The 18106-nt window shown below is 65.9% G+C and carries 15 protein-coding genes; 4 read left to right on the forward strand and 11 right to left on the reverse strand.

The features are described from left to right. Positions 1-52: 52 nt before the first annotated feature. The 3 genes from addB (at position 53) to trxA (ending at position 7092) form a co-directional block, all read left to right on the forward strand. Entirely contained in the window at positions 53-3199 is a 3147-nt protein-coding gene (gene addB / locus XH90_RS00390) for a double-strand break repair protein AddB (RefSeq protein ID WP_194478685.1), read from the forward strand. Further along, positions 3193-6702 (forward strand): double-strand break repair helicase AddA, encoded by a 3510-nt coding sequence (gene addA / locus XH90_RS00395; RefSeq protein WP_194478686.1) that lies wholly within the window; start codon positions 3193-3195, stop codon positions 6700-6702. Before addB ends, addA begins: the two co-directional genes overlap by 7 nt. Positions 6703-6771: 69 nt before the next feature. Further along, positions 6772-7092 (forward strand): thioredoxin, encoded by a 321-nt coding sequence (gene trxA, locus XH90_RS00400; RefSeq protein WP_007598398.1) that lies wholly within the window; start codon positions 6772-6774, stop codon positions 7090-7092. Positions 7093-7151: 59 nt separating this feature from the next. Here trxA and XH90_RS00405 read toward each other — a convergent pair whose 3' ends face one another. The 5 genes from XH90_RS00405 to trpA form a co-directional block, all read right to left on the reverse strand. Then, complete coding sequence (locus XH90_RS00405; protein ID WP_210348711.1) at positions 7152-7583, reverse strand: SRPBCC family protein; 432 nt, start codon at positions 7581-7583, stop codon at positions 7152-7154. Positions 7584-7618: 35 nt separating this feature from the next. Next, positions 7619-8359, reverse strand: a complete 741-nt coding sequence (locus tag XH90_RS00410; protein ID WP_194478687.1) for a metallophosphoesterase — start codon at positions 8357-8359, stop codon at positions 7619-7621. Positions 8360-8379: 20 nt separating this feature from the next. Beyond that, positions 8380-9723: a folylpolyglutamate synthase/dihydrofolate synthase family protein gene (locus tag XH90_RS00415; protein ID WP_194478688.1), complete on the reverse strand. Its 1344-nt coding sequence runs from the start codon at positions 9721-9723 to the stop codon at positions 8380-8382. Beyond that, positions 9720-10661: an acetyl-CoA carboxylase, carboxyltransferase subunit beta gene (gene accD / locus XH90_RS00420; RefSeq protein ID WP_128948769.1), complete on the reverse strand. Its 942-nt coding sequence runs from the start codon at positions 10659-10661 to the stop codon at positions 9720-9722. The genes XH90_RS00415 and accD overlap by 4 nt, the downstream gene beginning before the upstream one ends. Positions 10662-10834: 173 nt before the next feature. Next, positions 10835-11671: a tryptophan synthase subunit alpha gene (gene trpA, locus XH90_RS00425; RefSeq protein ID WP_194478689.1), complete on the reverse strand. Its 837-nt coding sequence runs from the start codon at positions 11669-11671 to the stop codon at positions 10835-10837. 15 nt (positions 11672-11686) lie between these two features. Here trpA and XH90_RS00430 point away from each other — a divergent pair, with 15 nt between their 5' ends. Continuing rightward, the gene (locus XH90_RS00430; RefSeq protein WP_246755665.1) at positions 11687-12088 is read left to right on the forward strand and encodes an endonuclease domain-containing protein; all 402 of its coding nucleotides are present in this window, start codon (positions 11687-11689) and stop codon (positions 12086-12088) included. A 79-nt stretch (positions 12089-12167) separates the two neighbouring features. Here the strand turns inward: XH90_RS00430 and trpB are convergent, their stop codons facing one another. The 6 genes from trpB to rpsA form a co-directional block, all read right to left on the reverse strand. Further along, positions 12168-13385: a tryptophan synthase subunit beta gene (gene trpB / locus XH90_RS00435; RefSeq protein WP_194478691.1), complete on the reverse strand. Its 1218-nt coding sequence runs from the start codon at positions 13383-13385 to the stop codon at positions 12168-12170. After that, positions 13382-14041 carry a phosphoribosylanthranilate isomerase gene (locus XH90_RS00440; protein ID WP_194478692.1) on the reverse strand — a complete coding sequence of 220 codons (660 nt, stop codon included), beginning with the start codon at positions 14039-14041 and terminating at the stop codon, positions 13382-13384. Before XH90_RS00440 ends, trpB begins: the two co-directional genes overlap by 4 nt. A gap of 65 nt (positions 14042-14106) precedes the next feature. After that, positions 14107-14499: a lipopolysaccharide assembly protein LapA domain-containing protein gene (locus tag XH90_RS00445; RefSeq protein ID WP_194478693.1), complete on the reverse strand. Its 393-nt coding sequence runs from the start codon at positions 14497-14499 to the stop codon at positions 14107-14109. 71 nt (positions 14500-14570) lie between these two features. Then, positions 14571-14876, reverse strand: a complete 306-nt coding sequence (locus XH90_RS00450) for an integration host factor subunit beta (RefSeq protein WP_007598410.1) — start codon at positions 14874-14876, stop codon at positions 14571-14573. Positions 14877-15059: 183 nt separating this feature from the next. Then, positions 15060-16040 (reverse strand): signal peptide peptidase SppA, encoded by a 981-nt coding sequence (gene sppA / locus XH90_RS00455; protein ID WP_194478694.1) that lies wholly within the window; start codon positions 16038-16040, stop codon positions 15060-15062. A 194-nt stretch (positions 16041-16234) separates the two neighbouring features. Next, positions 16235-17941, reverse strand: a complete 1707-nt coding sequence (gene rpsA / locus XH90_RS00460) for a 30S ribosomal protein S1 (protein ID WP_188099359.1) — start codon at positions 17939-17941, stop codon at positions 16235-16237. Between the last annotated feature and the right edge of the window lie 165 nt (positions 17942-18106).

The following is an 18106-nucleotide window of genomic DNA, read 5'->3' on the forward strand; positions in this document are numbered from 1 at the left end:
CATTTGAATCCGCCTGCCTATATTGGCGCCTGATCCCCGAATCAGGCAGCACATGCGCGTTTTCAGCGTTCCCCTCTCAGTTCCGTTCCTGCGCACCATCGTCGCGGCCCTGCTCGACGGGCGGCTGGTCGACGGATTCGAGGCGCGCAAGGAACCGGCGCGGCTGGCGGACGCCACGCTCTATCTGCCGACGCGGCGCGCCATGCGCGTCGTCCGCGAGATCTTCCTCGACGAAATGGCCGCGGACGCCGTGGTGCTGCCGCGCATCGTCGCGCTCGGCGACATCGACGAGGACGAGCTGGCCTTTGCCGACGAAGGCGAGCAGTTTTCCGGCGCAACGCCGCTCGACATTCCGCCGCGGCTCGGCGAGCTGGAGCGGCGGCTGACGCTGGCGCAACTCGTCGCCGCCTGGGCCAAGGGCCCGGTGCTGGCGCCGCTGGTGGTCGGCGGGCCCGCGTCGACGCTGGCATTGGCCGGCGACCTCGCCCGCCTGATCGACGACATGGTGACGCGCGGCGTCGCGTGGAGCGCGCTCGACGGCCTCGTGCCTGACATGCTCGATCGCTACTGGCAGCACTCGCTCGAATTCCTGCGCATCGCCCGCATCGCCTGGCCCAATCATCTCGCGGAGATCAACCGCATCGAGCCCGCGGCACGGCGCGATCTCCTGATCGCGGCGGAAGCCAAACGCCTGACTGCGCATCCGCATGGACCCGTGATCGCAGCCGGCTCCACCGGTTCGATGCCGGCCACCGCAAAGTTCTTGCATGCGGTCGCCTCGCTGCCGCACGGCGCCGTGGTGCTGCCGGGCCTCGACACCGATCTCGACGACGACGCCTGGCGGACGATCGGCGGCGTGCGCGATTCGCTCGGCAAGTTCGCGGAGCATCCGGCGTCGAATCATCCGCAATATGCGATGCATGCGCTGCTGGATCGCTTCGGCATCAAGCGCAGCGACGTCGAGATCCTGCAGCCGCCGGCGGACGGTGGCCGCGATCTGCTCGCGTCCGAATCGATGCGGCCGTCGGCGAACACGGAAGTCTGGCACGACCGCCTGAAGCAACCTGACGTCGCCGCGAAGATCGCGGGGGGCATGACAAATCTCGCAGTCGTCGAGGCGCCCAATCCGGAAATGGAAGCGCTCGCGATCGCCATCGCGATGCGCGAGGCGCAGCATCTCGACAAATCAGCGGCGCTGGTGACGCCGGATCGTGCGCTGGCGCGGCGCGTGATCGCCGCGCTGACCCGATGGGATCTCGCCTTCGACGATTCCGGCGGCGACGTGCTGATGGAAACCTCCGCGGGCGTGTTTGCACGGCAGGCGGCCGAGGCTGCGACCAGGGGACTGGAACCACCGACGCTGCTGGCGATGCTGAAGCATCCGCTGTGCCGGCTCGGCCGTGCGCCCGGCGCGTGGAAGCTGGCGATCGAGGGGCTCGAGCTCGCAGTCCTGCGCGGCCCGCGCCCGCCTGCGGGCACGGGTGGCCTGCTGCGCGAATTCAACCGCTTTCGCGAGGAGCTGGCCAAGCTCTGGCGCAAGGAGGTTTCTGCGCTGCACGCCGCCGAACCTCGCGCACGCCTCGAGGCCGAGGATCTCGATCGCATCCAGGCGCTGATCGAGGCCTTGCAGAAGGCCTTGGCTCCGATCGAGAGCCTGGCGTCGTCGAGGCCGTTCGACTTCGCCGAGCTCGCACATCGGCATCGCGAGATCATGATCGAGCTGTCGCGCGACGAGCAGGGCATCCCGCTCGCCTTCGAGGAGCGCGAAGGCCTCGCGCTCGCCGGCGCCTTCGACGATCTCCTGCGCGGTGGCACCACCAGCGGCTTGATGGTGACGCTGCCCGACTATGCCGAACTGTTCCAGACCGCGTTCAGCGACCGCGCGGTGCGTCGGCGCGACAAGCCCGGCGCGCGCCTGCAGATCTACGGCCCGCTGGAATCGCGCCTGATGCAGGCCGACCGCGTCATCATCGGCGGCCTGATCGAGGGCGTGTGGCCGCCGGCGCCGCGGATCGATCCCTGGCTGAGCCGGCCGATGCGGCACGAGCTTGGTCTCGACCTGCCGGAGCGCCGTATCGGCCTCTCCGCGCACGACTTCGCGCAGCTGCTCGGCGGCGGCGAGGTGATCCTCACGCATTCCGCCAAAGCCGGCGGCGCTCCCGCGGTGGCCTCGCGCTTCCTGCACCGGCTCGAGGCCGTCGCCGGCGACGATCTCTGGAAGGCGGCGGTTCGCGCGGGCCAGAAATACTTGCAATTCGCGGGCGCACTGGACCAGCCCGCCAAGGTCGAGCCGATCGAGCAGCCGGAGCCGCGGCCACCGCGCGCGACGCGGCCGCTGCGGATGTCGGTGACCGCGATCGAGGACTGGCTGCGCGATCCCTACACGATCTACGCCAAGTACATCTTGCGGCTCGATGCACTCGATCCCGTGGACATGCCGCTGTCGGCCGCCGATCGCGGCTCGGCGATCCACGATGCGCTCGGCGAGTTCACCGAGACATTCGCCACGCGCCTGCCCGATGATCCCGCCCGCGTGCTGCGCGCGATCGGCGAGAGATACTTCGCGCCGCTGATGGAGCGGCCCGAGGCGCGCGCGCTGTGGTGGCCGCGCTTTCAGCGCATCGCGCAATGGTTCGGCGAGTGGGAGACGGCGCGGCGCGATGCGATCGAGGCGATTACCGCCGAGACCCGCGGCGAGATCTCGATCCCGCTCGACAGCGAGCGCAGCTTTAAGCTCACCGCCCGCGCCGACCGCATCGAGCGGCGCCAGGGCGGCGGCTACGCCATCCTCGACTACAAGACCGGGCAGCCGCCGACCGGCAAGCAGGTCCGCATGGGCCTGTCGCCGCAGCTGACCCTGGAGGCTGCGATCCTGCGCGAGGGTGGTTTCCCCGACATCGACGCCGGCGCGTCGGTCAGCCAGCTCGTCTACGTTCGTCTCAGCGGCAACAATCCGCCGGGCGAGGAGCGCATCCTCGAGCTCAAGTACAAACCGGGCGACGAGCCGCAGCCGCCGGATACGGCTGCAGCCGAAGCGCGGGCCAAGCTGGAAGCGCTGATCCGGGCCTTCGACGATCCGAACCAGCCCTATACCTCGCTGAACCTGCCGATGTGGACCAACCGCTACGGCGCCTATGACGATCTCGCCCGGATCAAGGAATGGTCGGCGGCCGGCGGATTGGGGATCGAGGAATGGTAAAGGCGCCCCGCCCCATCCCGGACGAAGTGCGTGCGCGGCAGGCGCGCGCATCCGATCCGACCGCGTCGGCCTTCGTGTCGGCCAACGCCGGCTCGGGCAAGACTCATGTGCTGGTGCAGCGCGTGATCCGCCTGCTGCTGTCAGGGGTGCCGCCGGAAAAGATCCTCTGCATCACCTTCACCAAGGCCGCCGCCGCCAACATGGCCGAGCGCGTGTTCACCACGCTTGGCCAGTGGGTGACGCTCGACGATGCCGGGCTCGATGCCGCGATCCGCGCCGTCGGTATTCCGCACCCGGACCGAAAACTGCGCCGCGAGGCGCGAAAGCTGTTTGCCTGCGCACTGGAGACACCGGGCGGGTTGAAGGTGCAGACCATCCACGCGCTGTGCACACGCCTGCTCCAGCAATTCCCGTTCGAGGCCAATGTGCCGGCGCGCTTCGCAGTCATGGACGACCGCGACCAGACCGACATGATGGAACGCGCCAATCTGAAGGTGTTCTTGGAGGCCGCGCGCGAACCCGACAGCGTCACCGGCCGCGCGCTGCTGACCGCGATGGCGAGTGCGGCCGACGTCACCTTCAAGGAGGTGGTGCGCGAGGCTTGTCTGAGCCGTGACCATTTCATGGCCTGGACCGATGAGGCCGGCAATGCGGGCGCGGCCGCCGAGCAGATGGCAGCCGTGCTGGGCGTCGATGCGAACGACCGCATCGACGACGTCGAGAGCGAGATTCTCGATGGTCCGTTCCTGCCGCGGTCACGCTGGGACGACATCGCCTTTGCATTGGAGGACGGCAGCAAGTCCGACAACGACCAGGCCAGCCGCCTCCGCGAGGCGAAGGCCTTCTCCAGCGCGGCGCAGGTCGATGCTTATCTGTCCGTCTTCCTCACCGACGACAAGCTGCCGCGCAAGGCGGTGCTGACCAAGAAGTTCGGCGAGCACAATCCCTCCGTCGCGCGCCTGTTCGAGAACGAAGCGCTGCGCATCAGTGAACTGGTCGAGAAGCGCCGCGCGTTGACCGTACGTGACCGCACCGCGGCTCTCCTGCATATCGCGACCGCCGCTGCCGCGAACTACCGCCGCGAAAAGCAAGAGCGCGGGCTGCTCGACTACGACGATCTCATCGACAAGACGTTGGCGATGCTCGACCGCATCTCCTCGGGCTGGGTCCATTACAAGCTCGACCGCGGCGTCGATCACGTGCTGATCGACGAGGCCCAGGATACCAGCCCGCGGCAATGGGACATCGTCGCGCATATCATCTCCGAGTTCACGGCCGGCGAAGGCGCGCGCGAGGGGTTGAACCGCACGGTCTTCGCCGTCGGCGACGAGAAGCAATCGATCTTCTCGTTCCAGGGCGCGGCGCCCCACGAATTCGACGCGCGCCGGCGCGAGCTGCATCGAAAGTTCACCGCAGCGGGGCTGAAGTTCGATCCTGTTGCCTTCACTTACTCGTTCCGCTCGGGCGCCGCGATCCTGCATTCGGTCGACCACGTCTTCCGCGATCCCGCGATCTACAAGAGCATCCATTCGATCGAGATCGGCCATCCCCTGCACAATGCGCTCGCTGACGCCGGTCCCAGCGTGATCGAGCTATGGGATCTCGCCGAAGCCGACGATCGGCAGGAGATCGAGGGCTGGCGTGCGCCGTTCGATGGCGTCGCCGTCACCAGTCCGGAGGTCAAGCTCGCGCGCCGTATCCAGGCCGAGATCAAGCGGCTGGTCGAGAGCGGCACGCTGACCGGACATGAAGGCGAGCGGCGACCCCTGCGGTACGGCGACATGCTGATCCTGGTGCGCCGGCGCGGCAACGCGTTCGACGCGGTGATCCAGGCGCTGAAGCACGCTGGCGTCCCCGTCGCCGGTGCCGACCGGCTCAAGCTGACCGAGCACATCGCCATCATCGACCTGATGAACCTCGCCGACGCGCTGCTGCTGCCGCAGGACGATCTCGCGCTGGCGGTGGCGCTGAAGAGCCCGCTGTTCGGTCTCGACGACGACGACCTGTTTCAGTTGGCGCATGATCGCAGGGGATCGCTGCGTCGCGCGCTCGGCGAGCATGCCGCCGAAAGCGAGAAATTCGCGACCGTGCTGCGGCGCCTGGAAGCCTGCGAGATTCGTGCGCGCGAGGAAACGCCCTTCGCGTTCTACGCCTGGCTGCTCGGCGGTGACGGCGGCCGCGCGCGCATCCTGCGCCGGCTCGGCTTTGAAGCCAACGATGCGCTCGACGAATTTCTGGAGCTGGCGCTGAACTGCGAGCGCAAGGCACCGGCCTCGCTGCAAGGTTTCATGGCCTGGCTGCGCTCCGCCGACACCGAGGTGAAGCGCGACATGGAGATCACGCGCGACGAGGTGCGGGTGATGACGGTGCACGGCGCCAAGGGCCTCGAGGCTTCCGTCGTGTTCATGATCGACACCACATCGTCGCCCGCGGACTCGCAGCGGGTCCGGCTGATCCAGGTGCCGCGCGGCAATGGCGGCGAGGTGGTCGTGTGGGCCGGCCGCAAGGCGGACGATCCAAAACCCGTCGCAGACGCGCGCAAGGCGATGCTGGAGGAGACCGAGGACGAATATCGCCGCCTGCTCTATGTCGCGATGACGCGCGCAGCCGATCGTCTGATCGTCGGCGGCTGCATGCCCGGCAATATGAAGACGGTCCGCAAGCTGAGCTGGTACGATCTCGTCGACACCGGGCTATCGGGCTCTGGCCTGGACAGGCAGACGATCGAGACCCCGCTCGGCAAGGTCATCCGGTTCTCCCGGCCGGAGGATGTCGCGGCGCTGGGCGCGCCCGCGACCACAGTGGCGCATTCGATCACCCTGCCGGACTGGCTGCGGACGCCGGCACCGCGCGAAATCATCGAGGAGGATCCGGTGCGCCCCTCCGGCCATTCGGCCGAGGACGGCCGCAGCGTGCGATCGGGCGAATCGGTGCAGTCGCGCGCGCTGGCGCTGCAGCGGGGCACGCTGGTGCACCGGCTGCTGCAATCCCTTCCCGACATCGCCGCCGAGCGTCGGCGCGAGGCCGCGCTCGGCTTCATGGCGCGCAATGCCGCCGACTGGACCGAGGCCGACCGCACCGCGCTGGCTGAAAACGTGCTCGGCTTGATCGCCGAGCCGCGCTTTGCCCCGGTCTTTGCCGCCGGCAGCCGGGCCGAAGTCGCCGTCGTCGGCAAGCTCGACCGGCCGGGCCGCCCGCCGGCGCTGGTGTCCGGTCAGATCGACCGGCTGGTGGTGACGCCGGACGAGGTCCTGATCGTCGATTTCAAGACCAACCAGACCGCGCCCAGAAGTGCCACTGATGCGCCTGCCGCCTATGTCCGGCAGCTGGCGCTGTACCGGGCGGTGCTTTCAAGGCTTTATCCCCAAAAGCCCATCCGCGCCGTCCTGCTCTGGACCGAGGCCCTTGAATATATGGAGATTTCAGCCCCCGCGCTGGACGCGGCGCTGGCATCCCTTCATCTCGGTGTGAGCGTCCTTGACCCGGCAAGGGGCCGTTCATAGGTTGACGCCATGATCCCCGGCGCGATTCCAGGTCGCGCCGATTCTCTTTCAACCGAACGAGGTACTCCCATGGCCGTTGGCAAGGTTTCCGACACCGATTTCGAAGCCGAAGTGCTCAAGGCGAACGGCCCTGTCGTCGTCGATTTCTGGGCCGAGTGGTGCGGCCCCTGCCGCATGATCGCACCCGCCCTCGACGAGATCGCCGGCGCGATGGGCGACAAGGTCAAGATCGTGAAGCTCAACGTCGACGAGAGCCCGAAGACCGCGTCGAAGTATGGCGTGATGTCGATCCCGACCCTGATGATCTTCAAGGGCGGCGAGATGGCGTCCCGCCAGGTCGGCGCTGCGCCGAAGGCGAAGCTCCAGCAGTGGATCACCTCCGCAGTCTGATCCACCTCGCGACACGATGATTGTTCGACGACGGCCGGCGCTTCGCCGGCCGTTTTGCCTTAACCGCTGTCCCTGGCCTCCGCGAGCCTGGCAAGGCTCGCCAGGACCTCGGGAAAATCCGACGCAACGGCTGGACCGATCTCGGCCGCTTGCGGGCCATTGGCATCGACAGCGTAAACGATGCGCGTGCGCGCGGGGCCCAGCCGCTCGATGCGATGGGCGACCTTGATGGCGAGATCGCCGACCCGCGTTTCGTCGACGAAGCCGGCGTTCTCACGCACGTCGATCAGTTGCGAGCGAAGTGCCTCCTCGCCGGGCGGCTTCATCGTGAACCAGGTGCCGACCGCGAACGGCCCGTCAATCTCGATCTGCTCGACACCCGCATTCCAATTTTTCCAGCCGGGCACATCGCGAAAGATGCGCCAAATCGTCTCTGCGGGTGCAGACGTCTCGATGGCATATTCGTGTCGCCAGATGTTGTCGTCGCTCATGGCAATATCTCCCGTTGGCTCCTACGAAGCGACCTCTACCTGATCCACCCCGTCGCCAGCGCGTTCGCGAGCTCCGGCTGGTTGTTGCGGCGGGCGAGCCCGGCCATCGTTTCATGGTCGTAGGTGATCTGGCGGAACGTCACCTGCCAGGCACCGTCGACAAGCTCGAGGATCGCGTAGCGCGCGTGCGGCGTGCCGGCTTCGACGAGGTGCGGAAACGGATGCACGTCGCGATAGCCGGGGCTGCCGACGCTGCCGGGATTGACGATCAATCGGCAATCGCGCAACCGAACGGCGCGGGCGAGATGGGTGTGGGCGCAGAGGGTCAGCGATTGCGTGATGCCTTGTGCGAACTGCTCGATGAGGTCGAGCGGCGACTGCGCCACCGTGCCGTCGGGATGCACGGTGTCGAGCCAATAGATTTCGTCATCCTTTGGCGTTGCGTGACAGAGGAATACCTGATCCCGAAACACGCGCGTCATCGGCTGCGCACGCAGCCAGTCGAGTTGCGCCGCATTAAGCTGCGCATGCGCCGGGCGGTCCCACGAACCCATCTTCTCCGGCGGACGATCGAGCAAATAGCGGTCGTGATTGCCGAGCACATGCACGGCGTCCAGCGACATCAGGATCTCGATGGTGCGCCGTGCGTCGAGCGGGCCGCTCAGCATGTCGCCGAGATTGACGATGTCGGTGACCCCAAGCGCGCGGATATCGGCCAGCACCGCCTCCAGCGCGAGATAGTTTCCGTGGACGTCGGCGATCGCGGCAAAACGCATTGGAAGTTCCTGTAGCCCCTCTATGCAGGAGGCGTGCCGTTGAGGCCGAGCACGTGGCCGGCGAGATAGAGCGAGCCAGTGATCAGGATGCGCGGCGGCACCTCGTAGGCGAGCTTCGCGAGGGAACGCAGCGCGGCCTCGATGCCGGGCGCGATCTCAACGCGCATGCCGAGGCTGCGGACGGCATCGGCAAGGCGATCGACCGGCATCGCGTTCTCGGTCTCGGGAATCGGCACCGCGACGATGTGACGGGTCAGGCCGGCGAAATTGGCCAGAAACGCCTGCGCGTCCTTGTTGGCCATCATGCCCGCGATGACGACAAGCGGCCGCGACACCCGTTCCTCGAGATCGCCGAGCGCGGCAGCCGCGACGCGGCCACCTTCGGCATTGTGCCCGCCGTCGAGCCAGATCTCGCTGCCCTGCGGCCCCCATGAGAGCAGCTCGCCCGAGGTGAGACGCTGCATCCGCGCCGGCCATTCGGCGCCGATGATGCCGGCCTCGAACGCGGCCTGATTGACCTTGAAAGTCTTGATCGCGCGCAACGTCGCAATGGCAAGGCCTGCATTGTCGAACTGATGGCGACCGAACAGGCGCGGCGCGGCGAGATCCATCAAGCCGCGCTCGTCGGAATAGACCAGGCGGCCATGCTCGACATTGACGTGCCAGCTTTCGTTCGCGGCAAACAGCGGCGCGCGCATGCGCCTGGCCTGCGCCTCGATCACAGCCATCGCCTCGCCCGTCTGCTCGGCGCAAATCACCGGCACGCCGCGCTTGATGATCGCGGCCTTCTCGCCGGCGATCGACGCCAGCGTGTCCCCGAGGAAATCCATGTGGTCCATGCTGACAGGCGTGATCACGCAGGCCGCGGGCGTATCGACCACGTTGGTCGAATCGAGCCGGCCGCCGAGGCCGACTTCGAGCAGCACGGCATCGGCGGGATTTTGCGCAAACAACAGGAAGGCGGCCGCGGTCTTGAGCTCGAACACCGTCGCAGGCTCGCCGGCATTGACGCGCTCGACCTCTTCCAGCGCCCCGCGCAATTCGTCGTCGGAGACGAGCACGCCGCCGCCGACGCGGCCGAGGCGGAAACATTCGTTGATGCGAACCAGATAGGGCGAGGTGTAGGCGTGGACGCGCAGACCCGCCGCCTCCAGCGTCGCGCGCAGATAGGCCACCGTCGAGCCCTTGCCGTTGGTGCCGGCGACATGGATCACCGGCGGCAGCTTGCGTTCGGGGTGACCGAGCCGCTCGAGCAGGCGATGCATCCGCTCCAGCCCGAGATCGATGCGCTTCTGATGCAGGGCCGACAGCCGCCCGATCAATGCATCGAGCGGCTTCTTTGCGCTGTCAGGGGACGCGTTCACGCGTGCGGCGCAGCCGGTGCCGTCTCGGGAGCCGAGACGATCTGTGCCGGGGTCGTCACCGGCTGGACCGATTTCGAGGCACCATCAAGCGCCGGCGCCCTGGTCAGCAGACGGCACAGCCGCGCAAGCGTCGGGCGCAGCTCGTGGCGGTGCACGACCATGTCGACCATGCCGTGCTCTTTCAGATATTCGGCGCGCTGGAAGCCTTCGGGGAGCTTTTCGCGAATGGTCTGCTCGATCACGCGCGCGCCGGCAAAACCGATCAGCGCGCCGGGCTCGGCGATCTGGACGTCGCCGAGCATCGCGTAGGATGCGGTGACGCCGCCGGTGGTCGGGTTGGTCAGCACGACGATGTAGGGCTGCTTGGCTTCGCGCAGCATCTGCACTGCGACCGTGGTGCGCGGCATCTGCATCAGCGACAAAATGCCTTCCTGCATGCGCGCACCGCCCGAGGCGGCGAACACGATGAAGGGCGACTTCTTCTCGACCGCGAGCTCGAGCCCGCGCACGATGGCCTCGCCCGCGGCCATGCCGAGCGAGCCGCCCATGAAGTCGAAATCCTGCACGGCGACGACGACGCCCGCGCCTTCGAGCTTGCCGTAGCCGACCTTGATCGCGTCGTTCAGATTGGTGCGCGCCCGCGCATCCTTGATGCGGTCGACGTATTTCTTCTCGTCGCGGAACTTGAGCGGATCGGGCGTGACATCGGGGAGAGCAACGTCGAACCAGGTCTCGTTGTCGAAGATCGACTTCAGCCGCGCCACCGCGCCCATGCGCATGTGGTAGTTCGAGCCGGGAATGACGAACTGGTTGGCCTCGACGTCCTTGTAGAACACGAGCTGTCCGGAATCCGGGCACTTGATCCAGAGATTCTCCGGCGTCTCACGCCGCAGCATGTTGCGGATCTTCGGCCGGACCACATTGGTAAGCCAGTTCATGGTTTGCTCCGATGTGCGACCCCGCTGGGGACCGCCTGAAAGGATATATGGCGGCCGGGCCTTTGCCCGGCAAGCCGCCGTGTCGCCCGCCTAAGAGCATGATCCGGAAAAGTGTGAAGCGGTTTTTCCGGCAAGATCATGCTCAAACTAAAGAGCTAAAGCGGAATTATGGCCTATCCGGCCGCCTGTTTCGCAGCCCTGACGCCCTGGGACAGGGCCGCGGTCAGCTCGGCCACGGCGTTAACGGTTTTGGCGGTCGCGCGACCCTCGCCATCGAGGCTGTTCTTGAGCGCATCGACCAGCGCAGTGCCGACCACCGAACCATCGGCCTTCTCGGCAATGGCGCGCGCCGCCTCCGGCGTGCGGATGCCAAAGCCGACGCAGATCGGCAGCTCGGTATGCCGCTTGATGCGCGCGACGGCCTCACCGACGGCATTCGCGTCCGCTGCCGCCGCACCGGTGATGCCGGCGATGGAAACGTAATAGACAAAGCCCGACGTGTTCGAGAGCACCGCGGGCAGGCGCTTGTCGTCGGTGGTCGGGGTCGCCAAGCGAATGAAGTTCAGTCCTGCCTTCAGCGCGGGAATGCAGAGCTCGTCGTCTTCCTCCGGTGGCAAATCGACGATGATCAGGCCGTCAACGCCTGATGTCTTGGCGTCAGCCAGAAACTTGTCGACGCCGTAGATGTAGATCGGATTGTAATAGCCCATCAGCACCAGTGGCGTGACGTTGTCGTCCTTGCGGAAGCCGCGCACCAGCTCCAGCGTCTTCTTCAAGGTCATTCCCACCTTGAGCGCGCGGAGCCCGGCGGCCTGGATCGACGGACCATCCGCCATCGGATCGGTGAAGGGAATGCCGAGCTCGATGACGTCGGAGCCTGATTTCGAGAGCGCCTTGACGATCTCGAGCGACGTCGCCGGATCGGGATCTCCGGCCATCACATAGGTGACGAAGGCCGCGCGGCCCTGCTTCTTCAGCTCGGCGAAACGGGTATCGATACGCGTGGTCATGATTCGGCGGCCGCTGTGCTATACCTCTCCCCACCGGGGAGAGGTCGGCTGCGAAGCAGCCGGGTGAGGGGGATGGAAAGGTTCAAATCGAGGGCGCGAAGGCTCCGCGAGTCGCAGACGAGCGCCGAAGCAAGGCTTTGGCAGGCGCTGCGCAACAGGCAGCTCGCCCACTGGAAATTTCGCCGCCAGCATCCGGTCGATCGGTATGTCGTCGACTTCGTGACGCTGGATGGGAAGCTCATCGTTGAAGTTGATGGCGTCACGCATTCGAGCCCGAGCGAAATCGAACGAGATGAAGCGAGGACCAAAGTGCTCGAAGCCTGCGGCTTCTTCGTCCTTCGCGTCTCAAACACCGATGTGTACGAAAATATCGAAGGCGTCCTCGAGCTGATCCGGTCATCACTAAGGTTCGACTGAGCGGAGAGGCCCCTCACCCGGCTGCTTCGCAGCCGACCTCTCCCCGGCGGGGAGAGGTGAAGAGAGTGCGATCCTCGCCTCACTTGCTCTTGCCCTTCAGGATGTCGCCGACCTGCGGAACGTCCTTGTCGCCGCGGCCGGAGAGATTGACGACCATCAGGTGGTCTTTCGGCCGCTTCGGCGCGAGCTCCATCACCTTGGCGATGGCGTGCGCGGGTTCGAGCGCGGGAATGATGCCTTCGAGCTTCGAGAGCAGCTGGAACGCGGCGAGCGCCTCGTCGTCGGTCGCGGAGAGATAGTTGACGCGGCCGACCTCGTGCAGCCAGGAGTGCTCCGGGCCGATGCCGGGATAGTCGAGGCCGGCCGAGATCGAATGCGCGTCCTGGATCTGGCCATCGGCATCCATCAGCAGATAAGTGCGATTGCCGTGGAGCACGCCGGGGCGGCCGCCCGCGATCGACGCCGCATGCAGCTGCGTCAGCCCATGGCCTGCGGCTTCGACACCGAAAATTTCAACGCTGGGATCATCGAGGAAGGGATGGAACAGGCCCATCGCGTTCGAGCCGCCGCCGATGCAGGCGACCAGCGAATCCGGCAGGCGACCCTCGACCTCCTGCATCTGCGTCCTGGCTTCAATACCGATGATCGACTGGAAGTCGCGCACCAGCGTCGGATAGGGATGCGGGCCGGCCACCGTGCCGATGCAGTAGAAGGTGTTGTGCACGTTGGTGACCCAGTCGCGCAGCGCCTCGTTCATCGCGTCCTTCAGCGTGCGCGTGCCCGACTGCACCGGGATCACCGTCGCGCCCAGCATCTCCATGCGGATCACGTTGGGCTGCTGCCGCTCGACGTCGACGGCGCCCATATAGACCACGCATTCGAGGCCGAAGCGGGCGCACAGCGTCGCGGTGGCGACACCGTGCTGGCCGGCACCGGTCTCGGCGATGATGCGCTTCTTGCCCATGCGCCGCGCCAGCATGATCTGGCCGAGCACATTGTTCACCTTGTGCGAGCCGGTGTGGTTGAGCTCTTCGCGCTTCAGGTAGATTTTGGCGCCGCCGAGATGTTCGGTGAGGCGCTCGGCGAAATAGAGCGGCGAGGGCCGGCCGACATAGTTCTTGAGATAGCCGTTCATCTCGGCCTGGAAGGACGGATCGGCCTTGGCCGCGGTGTAGGCCTTCTCGAGGTCGAGGATCAGCGGCATCAGGGTTTCGGCGACGAAGCGTCCGCCGAAAATGCCGAAATGGCCGCGCTCGTCGGGTCCGCTGCGATAGGAATTTGGTTTGGCGATGTTCATCGAACGCTCAACTCTCGGGTGGCGCGCGCGGCGCGAATGAAGGCCTTGATCAGCTCCGGGTCTTTCACGCCGGGAGCGCTCTCGACACCGGATGACACGTCGACGCCGCCGGCGCCGGTCACACGGAGAGCTTCCGCGACATTGTCGGCGTGAAGTCCGCCCGACACCATATACGGCAGATCGAGCTCCAGGTTTTGCAGCAATTGCCAGTCGAACGGAGCGCCGAGCCCGCCGGGACGCGTCGCATCCTTGGGCGCACGCGCATCGAACAGGATGCGGTCGGCAACTGCGGCATAGCCGGGCAGCACGGCGAGATCGGCCGCGCTTGCGACCGGCACGGCCTTCATCACGGGGCGGCCGAACTTCTGCTTGATGTCGCGCAGCCGCGCCACGCTCTCATGGCCGTGGAGCTGGAAGATGTCGGGCGACAGCGCGTCCATGATGTTGTCGAGCGTGGCATCGTCGGCGTCGACGGTGAGCGCCACCTTGAGCGCGCGCCGCTTCACCTGCCGGCCGAGATCGCGCCCCGTCTCCAGCGAAACATGCCGCGGCGAGGGCGGAAAGAACACGAACCCCACCATGTCGGCGCCCGCGTCGAGCGCCGTTTGAAGCGTCTCGCGCGTGGACAGGCCGCAGATTTTGACGAGCAGGGACATGGTCTCAAAGCAGATGGAGGCCGCAAGTGGCGGCCGGGAAACGGGCTTTTCGGTTGGGGCCGCTTCTACAACGTCGCGCGCTGCTTGTCTCGCCCGATAGGCCCGTAAAGGCCCACCCCTGATGGCACCGGGAGGCGCTGGGTTTCGGGCCTGGCCGCGGCCGTCTGGGCCCGGTGTCCAGCCAATTCGACCTGGGCAGCGCGGGCATCCGCCTCGTGCCGGCGCGCGGCGCGCCGCCAGTGCCGCTGGCCGAACCAGACGGCAAAGCCGCCGGCGACGACACCCACGGCCGCCACCAGGATCAGCAGCAGGAACAGCGGCAGCGTGACCGACAGGGCCGGATCGGCCGCCATGAAGGGATCGAAGGAGACGGTGACGAAATGCCGGTTGGCCACCGCAAAGGTCACCAGGACCAGGGCCAGCGGAATCACGATCAGCGCGGTCAGGAATTTTCGCATCGCGATCGCTCGTCTTGAATCAAGCTTGCGGCCGCATCATGCGGCCATTTGGTTAGGCCCGGACGACAGACCTAATCGGGCGCGCCCGGATCCGGATGGTCGCGGTTGAGCCGCTCGCGCATTTCCTTGCCGGTCTTGAAGAACGGAACGCTCTTCTGATCGACGGGGACATGGGCGCCGGTGCGCGGATTTCGGCCCGCACGTGCGGGGCGATGTTTGACCGAGAATGCGCCGAAGCCGCGCAGCTCGACGCGGTCACCGCGCGCGAGTGCCGCTACGATCTCTTCGAGAATCGCATTCACAATGTTCTCGACATCCCGCTGGTACAGATGCGGGTTGTGCTCGGCGATACGCTGAACAAGTTCGGATTTGATCATCGAGAGATAGGACCCGGAAGCGTGCGGATGACCATTTCCGTGAAAATGCCTTGATCTGTCAAGACGCTAAATGAAGGTTGAGTGTCGGGAAAATGCGTGACATTTGCCGAAAAAGCGGGCTGCACGGCCACCCGCCAGACGGGAAAAAGATACCGGGCTCGCGTTGTTCCCGGCTATTTCAGGTCAATTCGACGCAGCCGGCTGCCACAAGGCCAGCATTCCATCCAACCCGGCGCGATCGACCGCCTGCGCAACGCCGGTTTGCTCGATCTGATGCGCAATCGAGCTGAATCCAAGCGCTTCCAGGGTCACCGAGGCCGCCGTCTTGAGGAACGTCAGATCGCCGAAGCGGGGCTCCAGCTTGTAGTCGCGTACCGAAAGACCCTTCTTGACGCCCTTCTGCTGCTCCAGCCAGGCCACGGCGGTTTTCTCGTCGCCGAGCTGATCGATCAGCTTGAGATCGATGGCCTGACGGCCGGTGAAGACGCGGCCGTCGACGACTTTTTCGAGCTGCGTGTCATCCATGCCACGGCGCTGCTTCACCAGATCCTTGAACCAGGCATAGGAATCCTTCACCAGCGCATCCAGCGCGGCGCGGGCTTCCGGGCTGGTCGGCTCAAAACCGTTGGGCGCGGCCTTCAGCGGCGTGGACTTCACTTCCTCGACCTTGACGCCGATCGTCTTCAACAGCTCGCTGAAATTGGGAAACTGGAACAGCACGCCGATCGAGCCGACCAGCGAGCTCTGCTGGGCGATGATGTGGTCGCTCGCAATCGCGGTGATGTAGCCGCCGGACGCGGCAAGACCTTCGACCACGACGACCATCGGCTTCTTCGCCTTCAGGCGCGTCAGGGAATCATAGAGCTGCTCGGAGCCGGCGGTGGTGCCGCCGGGCGAGTTGATGTGAACGATGACGGCGGCGGCCTGCGAGTTCTCCAGCCGCTCCAGCGCCCGCGTGCGTTCGGAATCGCTGCGGATCAGCCCGTCGATCTGCACGCGCGCGATCGCGCCGGCGGAGGCGAAGGTGCCGCGCGCGCCCGGCGTCGCGATCATCGCAAAGCCCGCGATCGCAGCGATCGCGATCAGCGCGGCCATCACGCGCCAGAACGTCAGCTTCCGGCGGATCCTGCGGCGATCGACGATGATGTCCGAATCGAGCGACATCGGGATATCTCCAAATGAAAGGCCGCTGGCGGTTGTGCCGTCACGACGTGACCATAAGCTTGTCTGGATACATCAATTGCGGCGCAATTTGAAGAAAACAAGGCTGTGAGCAGGTAGCCCGGGGCATCGACGACGGCAGCAAAAAAGCCCCGGCTCGCGCCGGGGCTCCGATGTCGGCAAAACAATCGTTTTGCTTACTTGCTGTCGCGGTTCTTGAGCGCGGTGCCCAGAATGTCGCCGAGCGTCGCACCCGAATCCGAGGAGCCGTACTGCGCGATGGCTTCCTTTTCTTCGGCGACTTCGAGCGCCTTGATCGACACCTGGACCTTGCGGGCCTTCTTGTCGAACTGGATCACGCGGGCATCGACCTTCTCGCCGACGGCGAAGCGTTCGGCGCGCTGGTCGTTGCGGTCACGCGCGAGCTCCGAGCGCTTGATGAAGGTCGAGAAGTCGGTACCGGTGATCTTCACCTCGATACCGCTTTCCTTCACTTCGAGCACTTCGCAGGTCACCACCGCGCCCTTCTTGACATCGCCCGGCTCGGCGAACGGGTCGCCTTCGAGCTGCTTGATGCCGAGCGAGATACGCTCCTTCTCGACGTCCACATCGAGCACCACGGCCTTCACCATGTCGCCCTTCTTGTAGTTGTCGATCACCTGCTCGCCCGGAAGCTTCCAGTCGAGGTCGGAGAGGTGGACCATGCCGTCGACGTCGCCCTCGAGGCCGAGGAACAGACCGAACTCGGTCTTGTTCTTGACTTCGCCCTCGACCACCGAACCGGTCGGGTGACCTTCGACGAAGACCTCCCAGGGATTGCGCATGGTCTGCTTGAGGCCGAGAGAGATGCGGCGCTTGACGGAATCGACTTCCAGCACCTGCACGTCGACTTCCTGCGAGGTCGACACGATCTTGCCGGGGTGCATGTTCTTCTTGGTCCACGACATCTCGGAGACGTGGATCAGGCCTTCGATGCCCGGCTCGAGCTCGACGAACGCACCGTAGTCGGTGATGTTGGTGACGCGGCCGGTGAAGCGGGCACCCAGCGGGTACTTGGCTTCGATGCCCTGCCACGGATCGTCCAGCAGCTGCTTCATGCCCAGCGAGATGCGGTGCGTCTCGTGGTTGATCTTGATGATCTTGACCTTCACGGTCTGGCCGATCGAGAGCACCTCGGTCGGGTGGTTGACGCGGCGCCACGCGATATCGGTGACGTGCAGCAGGCCGTCGATGCCGCCGAGATCGACGAACGCACCGTAATCGGTGATGTTCTTGACCACGCCGTCGATGACCTGACCCTCTTCGAGGTTCTGCACCAGCTCCTGACGCTGCTCGGCGCGGGTCTCTTCGAGAACCGTGCGGCGGGAGACGACGATGTTGCCGCGGCGGCGGTCCATCTTGAGGATCTGGAACGGCTGCGCGTTGTTCATCAGCGGCGCAACGTCGCGGATCGGGCGGATGTCGACCTGCGAACGCGGCAGGAACGCAACGGCGCCGTCGAGGTCGACCGTGAAGCCGCCCTTGACCTGGTTGAAGATGACGCCCGTGACCTTCTCGTTGTTCTGGAACGCCTTCTCCAGCTTGCCCCAGCTCTCTTCGCGGCGCGCTTTGTCGCGCGACAGCACGGCTTCGCCGAGGGCGTTCTCGATGCGATCGAGGAACACTTCCACCTCGTCGCCAACCTTGATTTCGCTGTCACGGCCGGGGCCGGAAAATTCGCGCAGCGCGACGCGGCCTTCGGTCTTCAGGCCGACGTCGATGACGGCCATGTCCTTTTCGATTGCAACCACCTTGCCCTTGACGACCGAGCTCTCCTGCAGGTTGCCACCTGCGAAGGACTCGTCGAGCATCGCGGCGAAATCGTCACGCGACGGGCTATAGGTATCAGCGGAAGTCGAAGCCATTTGTTCTCCAGTTGCGGAATGTCTTGCCGGCCGTTGGGTTCATGGGCGTATCGCGCACGCAGTGTCGGAAGGCCCGCAAGACCTTCGAGCGACCGCTCGTTGCTCCGGCCTGGAGAGGCGGAACAGCGGAAGCGGGCCGGCAGAGGCCCGCGCGTTCGATACGTG

The sequence above is a fragment of the Bradyrhizobium sp. CCBAU 53338 genome (genome assembly GCF_015291665.1).
Lineage (GTDB): Bacteria > Pseudomonadota > Alphaproteobacteria > Rhizobiales > Xanthobacteraceae > Bradyrhizobium.

Coding starts and splice junctions, on each gene's coding strand:
- addB (WP_194478685.1), top strand. CDS start 53: ATGCGCGTTTTCAGCGTTCCCCTCTCAGTTCCGTTCCTGCGCACCATC.
- addA (WP_194478686.1), top strand. CDS start 3,193: ATGGTAAAGGCGCCCCGCCCCATCCCGGACGAAGTGCGTGCGCGGCAG.
- trxA (WP_007598398.1), top strand. CDS start 6,772: ATGGCCGTTGGCAAGGTTTCCGACACCGATTTCGAAGCCGAAGTGCTC.
- XH90_RS00405 (WP_210348711.1), bottom strand. CDS start 7,583: ATGAGCGACGACAACATCTGGCGACACGAATATGCCATCGAGACGTCT.
- XH90_RS00410 (WP_194478687.1), bottom strand. CDS start 8,359: ATGCGTTTTGCCGCGATCGCCGACGTCCACGGAAACTATCTCGCGCTG.
- accD (WP_128948769.1), bottom strand. CDS start 10,661: ATGAACTGGCTTACCAATGTGGTCCGGCCGAAGATCCGCAACATGCTG.
- trpA (WP_194478689.1), bottom strand. CDS start 11,671: ATGACCACGCGTATCGATACCCGTTTCGCCGAGCTGAAGAAGCAGGGC.
- trpB (WP_194478691.1), bottom strand. CDS start 13,385: ATGAACATCGCCAAACCAAATTCCTATCGCAGCGGACCCGACGAGCGC.
- XH90_RS00440 (WP_194478692.1), bottom strand. CDS start 14,041: ATGTCCCTGCTCGTCAAAATCTGCGGCCTGTCCACGCGCGAGACGCTT.
- XH90_RS00445 (WP_194478693.1), bottom strand. CDS start 14,499: ATGCGAAAATTCCTGACCGCGCTGATCGTGATTCCGCTGGCCCTGGTC.
- XH90_RS00450 (WP_007598410.1), bottom strand. CDS start 14,876: ATGATCAAATCCGAACTTGTTCAGCGTATCGCCGAGCACAACCCGCAT.
- sppA (WP_194478694.1), bottom strand. CDS start 16,040: ATGTCGCTCGATTCGGACATCATCGTCGATCGCCGCAGGATCCGCCGG.
- rpsA (WP_188099359.1), bottom strand. CDS start 17,941: ATGGCTTCGACTTCCGCTGATACCTATAGCCCGTCGCGTGACGATTTC.